Annotated in this window: 5 protein-coding genes and 1 tRNA gene; all 6 read right to left on the reverse strand. The window is 40.7% G+C overall.

What is annotated here, in order from left to right; translation table 11 throughout:
- Nucleotides 1-43: 43 nt before the first annotated feature.
- Nucleotides 44-2,515 carry an efflux RND transporter permease subunit gene (locus ACMAZA_RS09110; RefSeq protein WP_435188911.1) on the reverse strand — a complete coding sequence of 824 codons (2,472 nt, stop codon included), beginning with the start codon at nt 2,513-2,515 and terminating at the stop codon, nt 44-46.
- Between the two features lie 137 nt (nt 2,516-2,652).
- Nucleotides 2,653-3,561 carry a DMT family transporter gene (locus ACMAZA_RS09115; RefSeq protein ID WP_435188913.1) on the reverse strand — a complete coding sequence of 303 codons (909 nt, stop codon included), beginning with the start codon at nt 3,559-3,561 and terminating at the stop codon, nt 2,653-2,655.
- A 66-nt stretch (nt 3,562-3,627) separates the two neighbouring features.
- Nucleotides 3,628-3,712 (reverse strand) — tRNA-Leu (locus tag ACMAZA_RS09120).
- A 5-nt stretch (nt 3,713-3,717) separates the two neighbouring features.
- The gene (gene secG, locus ACMAZA_RS09125; protein ID WP_435188915.1) at nt 3,718-4,047 is read right to left on the reverse strand and encodes a preprotein translocase subunit SecG; all 330 of its coding nucleotides are present in this window, start codon (nt 4,045-4,047) and stop codon (nt 3,718-3,720) included.
- A gap of 1 nt (nt 4,048) precedes the next feature.
- Nucleotides 4,049-4,795 carry a triose-phosphate isomerase gene (tpiA, locus tag ACMAZA_RS09130; RefSeq protein WP_435188917.1) on the reverse strand — a complete coding sequence of 249 codons (747 nt, stop codon included), beginning with the start codon at nt 4,793-4,795 and terminating at the stop codon, nt 4,049-4,051.
- A gap of 79 nt (nt 4,796-4,874) precedes the next feature.
- Nucleotides 4,875-6,938 carry an FAD-dependent oxidoreductase gene (locus ACMAZA_RS09135; protein ID WP_435188918.1) on the reverse strand — a complete coding sequence of 688 codons (2,064 nt, stop codon included), beginning with the start codon at nt 6,936-6,938 and terminating at the stop codon, nt 4,875-4,877.
- Nucleotides 6,939-6,957: the final 19 nt, after the last annotated feature.

Below are 6,957 nucleotides of genomic sequence, written 5' to 3' on the forward strand. Positions count from 1 at the left end.
TTTCGAAAAAAAGGCGCTTTTAAGCGCCTTTTTTATGTCTTCATTACAGGCTTGTTTTGTCTTTGATGATTATTTTCATAATTGCTGGCATCAGAAAAAAATCAGCTAGCAATGCAACCAATATTGCGCTTGCGGTTAAAATTCCAAAATCAAACATGTTGTTCATCTGAGAAAAGGTAAGCACAAGAAAACCAAGAGCCAGAACAATAGATGTAAGCGTTATTGCTCTTCCAGTTCCTAGTAGTGTTAAACGAACCGCCTTGTCTACATCGTTATACTGCAACTCATACCTTCTGAAGTTGTGCATAAAGTGAACCGTATCGTCAACAGCCAGGCCTAGTGCAATAGCCCCAATTAAAAGTGTAAACATATCTAAAGGCATTTTGAAAATCACCATGATTGTTGAAAGGATAATGATTGGCAAAAGATTAGGAATCATACTAATGAGCCCAATCTTAATATTTCCAATCAATAAAACCATTAATATAGCGATAAGAGAAAATGCCAAAATATAACTCACAGCACTACTATAAATAGCCTCTTCAAAGGTCACTGTCATGAGGGTGCCTATCCCTGTAAAGGTTACTTTTGCCAAGGAGCCAAACTTTTCGTCGAGATAAAGCTGCGCATTATCAATAAAAGTGTTTGCCTCAAGAGAGTCTATGAATGGAGTTTTTAGAGTTAGCCTGGCTTTAGAATAGTTAGAGTCAACGAGACTGGCTAAATCATTATTGCCGCTACTTTCAAACAGTAAAAATTCTTGGGCAATAAGGTCAGGGTCGTCTGGAATAGCGTAGTATTCATCACGGTTTTCATTTAAAGCTCTATTGGTTTCTTTGATGACATCAATGTAGCTTATGACCTTTCCAACAAACATATTTCCTGTTGAAATCGAATTGATGTTTTGAGAGACGTCATCAATAACCCTTAAGACTTCTGGATTATAGAGGCCGTTTGTTTTCTCAGTATCAATAATCACTTCTAGAGTAAGGGAGCCCTTTAAGTTTTTATCAACCTCCTCTGTTGCTATTCGTGCAAAATTATCCTCTGGGAGCCACTGAAGCGGGAAGTGAGAAAACCTTAGTTGAGAAGCAATAATAGCTGCACATATTATTAAAACAGCGCTTAGTGAAACAATTAACTTTGGCTTGCTGGTTGCAAAAACGCTGATCCCAATAAGCGCTTTATCCATAAACGTTTGGCCATCCTTTCCTGTCCTTTGCTTGATTGGCCTAAACTTGGTTACTGAAATCAAAGATGGAAGAAAGATTAATGTAAAAACAAGCCCAACCATTACCCCGCTACTAGCAAAAACACCAAGATCTGCTACAGGCGCCACTCCAGAAAACGAGAAAGACCACAGGCCTACAGCAGTTGTAATTGAGGTCATTATAATCGCCAATCCAGAGTGTCCCATTGCATATCTAAGAGACTTTTTTGTATCATTGGTTGTTGCGAAATCCTTATAAAATACTGCCAGTAAGTGAATGGACGCACTTGTCACAACCGCAAGAAGAAATGTTGGCATGATTTGAGTAGCCATAGTAAATGGTGCGGAAAAAATTGACATCAGGGACACTGTCATTATTAGTGTCAATGAAACACAGGCCAATGGCAATATGACTCCGGACACCCTTCTAAATAAAGCGAACAAAACAACCATGATAACAATCATCATTAAACTAATAAAAACAGCCGAATCATTCATAAGCGCCTGCTTAAAAATACCTGCAATTGCCGCAGAACCTGACAAGTAGATCTCAAAATTACTGTCATTAAATCGCTCCATAATTCTTTGCGTTTCAGCAATGATTTCGTCATTTTCAGCATCAGTTAAATAGAGCCTCTGCTCACCAAGAGTATCGTCATCAAACTCCAGCCCATCATCAAACTCCAGCCCATCATCAAACTCCAGCCCATCATCAAACTCCAGCCCATCATCAAACTCAAAGCTTTGTGTCTCTTGGGGGGCGCCTGAGCTTGAATAAGTCTCTGTATCAATCGTCACTGTAGTCATAGTGAAGTCTTCACTATATAGTGAGTTTTCATAAAGACTATTGTTAGTTACTGTTTCTTTAAGCTTAATGAGGTCATCTTTATTTTTTGGCAAGCTGTCTATTAAGGGCTCAACAATAAGCTCTCCCTCAATTCCGTAAGTATTTCTTGCATTAATTAGTGAGTCGACCGCCTTAATATTTGGCAGTTCATTCTCTAAGGCATGGTGAAAATTATCGAGTTTTTCTAAAAAATTAAGATCAAAGATGTTATTTGTTTTAACGGCGATCATTAGCTTTTCATCACGACCAAATTGGTCTCTGAAAACATCGTACTCAACCCTCATTGGGTCTGTTTTATGCAAAAAACCTTCAGTAGTTGTGTCCACCTTTAGAGAAGGCAATTGAGATCCAATTGCAACTACTAATACAAAAATCGCTAGGATCATTTTCTTAGCGTTATCAAAAATCCAGTCAGAAAAGTTCTCTAATTTATTTTCAGTTCTTGTGCGCCAGTTCATATTTATAGAATAATTTAAAATTCAGATGCTAGAAGACTTGAGTCGATTCAAGCCAAGATATTATAGTGAAGTATATATAGGTGTTTGTTTAAAACACAAGCAAAAACATGTAGCTGCATTTGTGCAAGGCCTTTTTCTTACAGGGGCTCTATTAGTTTTTCTTTGTCTTCTGCTTGTCCGTCATTATTTTTCATAACACGCCAAGACACAAAGAGGCCACTTCCCATAATAACAAAAAGCCCAATAATTGCCTGAAGATTTGGAATATAACCAAAGACAACGTAGCTCAAAGCAATGGCACCAACAATTTCAAAATAATTAAAAGGACTTAGTTCAGAAGCGCTTGCGAACTCGAAAGCTTTAATAATAAAGAAATGTGATGCTGCAGCAAAAAAACCCATGGCTGCACCCAGCAACATACCCTTCAAGTCGGGCGCCGTCCAAGAAAACAAAGCTAGGGGCAACATAATTGCAATTCCAACAACTGCCGAATAAAAAAGAGTTAGGACGGGAGGCGCCTTAAAGGAAAGTTTTTTTGTAAAGATAATATAGAGAGCATAACAAATGCCCGCAACTACTGCTAAAAGAAGACTTGGCTTAAACTCTTCACTTGAAGGCTGCAGAACAACAACTACGCCAAAAAACCCTACTACCACTCCAGCCCCAATAAACAAATCAAATCGCTCTCCCAATAAAGCTGGCGAAAGCATAGCTACCACCAAAGGAGAGATAAAAAGCAGGGTCAGCGCGTTAGGAATAGGGTTAGACTTTATGGCTGCAAAGAAGAAAAGCGTTGCTAGGGTTAACATGAGCCCCCTCATGAACTGAAGGCCTAAGCTCTCTGGAACCCTCTTCCACTGGACTTGCTGCCATAGTATTATGGGTATCAACCAGCAAGCATGGAAAAAAAACCGGGTCCACGTAACCTGCATCACAGAATAATCCTCACTCAAAAGTTTTGCAAAGACATCTAAAAAAGGAACAGTGCTCATGCCCAAAAGCATCAAGCCTATCCCCTTAAGGACGGTTTTATTCAGAAGGCTCATAGAATAGTGAGTAAGAAACTATGCTGATTGTACAATAACAAACAGCATTATTACAGTTAAATTAAGTGGTGCCGTCGGACGGAGTCGAACCGTCACAGCTTGCGCTACAGCCCCCTCAAGGCTGCGTGTCTACCAATTTCACCACGACGGCTTAAACTAATTGCTTGGAATTTCGCTCGTATCTGAATCAAAGCCGTCATCACTCATAACACTTTGGGTCATAATACTTTGCTCAGGATCTGCGGCAACTCTTTCATTTGATGCAAAGTAAGCAAGACTGATGCTTGTTACAAAAAAACCAATAGCCAAAACGGCGGTTAGTTTATATAAAAAAGAGTGTGCGCCTCTCGCACCAAAAACCGAACCGGCTGCGCCAGAACCAAATGCAGCCCCTGCATCTGCGCCCTTGCCATGCTGGATAAGGATTAGCCCAACAAGGCCAAGAGCCAATAACACATGAATAACTAAAATAATTTGAAACGTCATATTAACCTGCCTTACATATTTGTAAAAAATCTTCTGCCTTAAGGGCGGCGCCTCCAATGAGTCCGCCATCGATATCTGAACAAGAAATTAAATCAGCCGCATTGCCAGCATTCATACTTCCGCCATAAAGTATGGGTGTGTTTTGAGCAATGCTCTCACTACTGCCAGCTAAAAGGTTGCGGATAAATAAATGAACAGACTGCGCCTGCTCGGGTGTCGCCGTCAAGCCTGTTCCAATAGCCCATACTGGCTCATATGCAACAATAATACCATTAAAGGCCTCAATTCCTAGGAGGCCGACCACTGCGTTAAGCTGTTCTTCAACAACAGCCTCTGTATTTCCAGACTCTCTTTCTTCAAAAGACTCTCCAACACATAGAATAGGGGTTAAGCCAGCATCAACTGCTGCTTTTGTTTTTTCTGCGACAATAGTACTTGTTTCACCATAAAGGCTTCTTCTCTCTGAATGTCCAACAAGCACGTGCTGAGCGCCAAAGTCCTTGATCATTTCTGCACTAACCTCTCCAGTAAAAGCTCCTTTTGAATTAACATTTAAGTTTTGTGCACCAAGCATTAGGTCGGAATTAATGATTAAAGCCTCTACTTGTGAGAGATATGGAAAGGGGGCGCAAACTATAACATCAGAGGAAACATCACTCATGCCTGAAAGAATTCCATTAATTAGAGAATTAACTGACTCTTTACTCGCATTCATTTTCCAGTTTCCAGCAACTATCGTTTTTCGCATCCTAATTGGCCATCATAAAAAGAGGGCAATGTTACTCTAAATCACTCATAAAATCAATTAAGAAAGGGGTTTTCAGCGCCTATTTAAGGCTTGGCATCTCTCTCATAAACATACCTCTTTGGATGTCTTCTTCATCTGCTTCAAAGTTTTGTGCTGCCAAGTGCCCCAAATAAACTGCGTCAGCTATAAGCCCTGGAGCTTCAGCATCGCCAATGATTTTAATATTATATTGTGTTTTTCCTTCTAAATTATTTTGCATTAAGCTGTCATAAAGGGCGGTGTCTGATATACGCTCAGTCACCATAACTATAGACTCACAAGGGAGTTTTGTAATGGCGCCTGTATATGTACACTCTAACAGAGCAATTCCATCCTCTATGTTGCTAATTGATTGATTACAAATAATTTTCACTCCAGAATTAATCAACGATGCTTGGACTTTTTTTTGCTCTAGAGTTGAATCAGTCCATGGCGAGACAACACTAGCTGGCGTTACAAAAACAACCTCAATGTTCTTGGCATTTAGATGGTCTGCAACTACTCCAGCCAAGTAGCCCTGCTCATCGTCATAAATTACAAGCGGGCCCTTAATGTCTTTGTAGTTTTGAATAGCCTCTTCTGGAGAATAGACTTTAACGCTTTCCAGTCCTTGAATGGGCGCCCTTCTGCTTCTTCCAATTCCATCTTTTCTCCAGTTTGAGCCAGTAGCCAAAAATATATTGTTGACGCCAAACTCATTAATGTGTTCAGCTGTAAGTCTGCTCTCTTTGTAAACCTCTATGTTGCTTTTCTGAAGAATCTCATGAACCCTATTGTCAACAACTCTTTTCCATGCTGAAAGGCCCTTTAGGCTAGACTCGAACAAAACCCTCCCACCTAGTTTGCCCTCAGCCTCAGCAAGAACCACCTGGTAACCACGTCTTGCTAGTTGAACTGTGCACTCAAGCCCTGATGGCCCAGAGCCGACAACCAATGCCCTTTGATCTGTAACCTTAGGTTTAATGTTTTCTGGGTCCCAACCTCTTCGCCACTCCTCCCCCATAGTGGGGTTTTGCGTGCAGCGAATAGGAACTGTAAAGTTGTCACTAGATACACAAATATTACAGCCAATACACTCTTTAATTTGATCTGTTTTTTGTCCTTTTATTTTGTTTGGTAAATAGGGGTCTGCAATAGAGGGTCTCGCTGCACCAATTAGATCCAAAGCGCCTCTTTCAACAAGCTTAACCATTAGATCTGGAGAAGTAAGCCTTCCAACCCCAACCACTGGCTTGGTAGTAATGCTTTTGACAAATTCAACATATGGCATTTGGTATGCCTCTTCTGGTTGAAATCGTGAGGTTTGAGAATCGTTAGACCAGTCAGAAACGTTCACATCCCAAAGATCGGGGTGCTCTGCAAGAAGCTCAACAACTGCTCGTCCCTCTTCTTGAAACTGCATGCCATCTTTTCCTTTAAGCTCATCGACAGCGAACCTAAAAGCAATGCCACAACTATCTCCAATAGCCTCTTTCGTTTCTTCGAGTAATTCTCTTGTTAGTCTTAATCTATTTTCTAAACTTCCGCCATATTCGTCAGATCGGTTATTCATATCGGGCAGTATAAATTGCTGGGCCACAGACATACCATGACCAGCATACACATAAACAATATCAAAACCAGCAGCCTTTGCGTTTAGGGCGGCTTGTCTATGCCACGCCCTGAAGTTCGAAATATCTTGTTTAGACATTCTTCTTGCTTGTTTTGGATATAAAAAGTTCACCGCCTGTGCGTTTGGCGACATAGCTGGAATTCTTGAAAAAAGATTGGTTGAATTGTGGCCACTATGAGTAAGTTCAATGGCTGCTAAGGCGCCGTATTTGTGAACAGCATCAGTCATCAGCTGGAGAGCAGGAATATCTTTTTTGTCCCAAATCCTTTGTTCTGCATAAGGAGCCAAATCTGAACTTGGGTGAATCTCAGCCTCTTCTGTACTAACAACACCCCAGCCCCCCTTCGCTTTAACACCCCTCATAGCTGCATGAGCTCTAGGTCTTACATGGCCCATGCCACAACAATGTGGAACTTGATAAAAACGATTTTTTGTTACAACTGGGCCTATCTGAACAGGCTCAAAAAGTTTACTATATGGATTCTTACTCATGGCTCAGTTATACAATATT

This window comes from Pseudothioglobus sp. nBUS_23 (assembly GCF_051201565.1).
Lineage (GTDB): Bacteria > Pseudomonadota > Gammaproteobacteria > PS1 > Pseudothioglobaceae > Pseudothioglobus.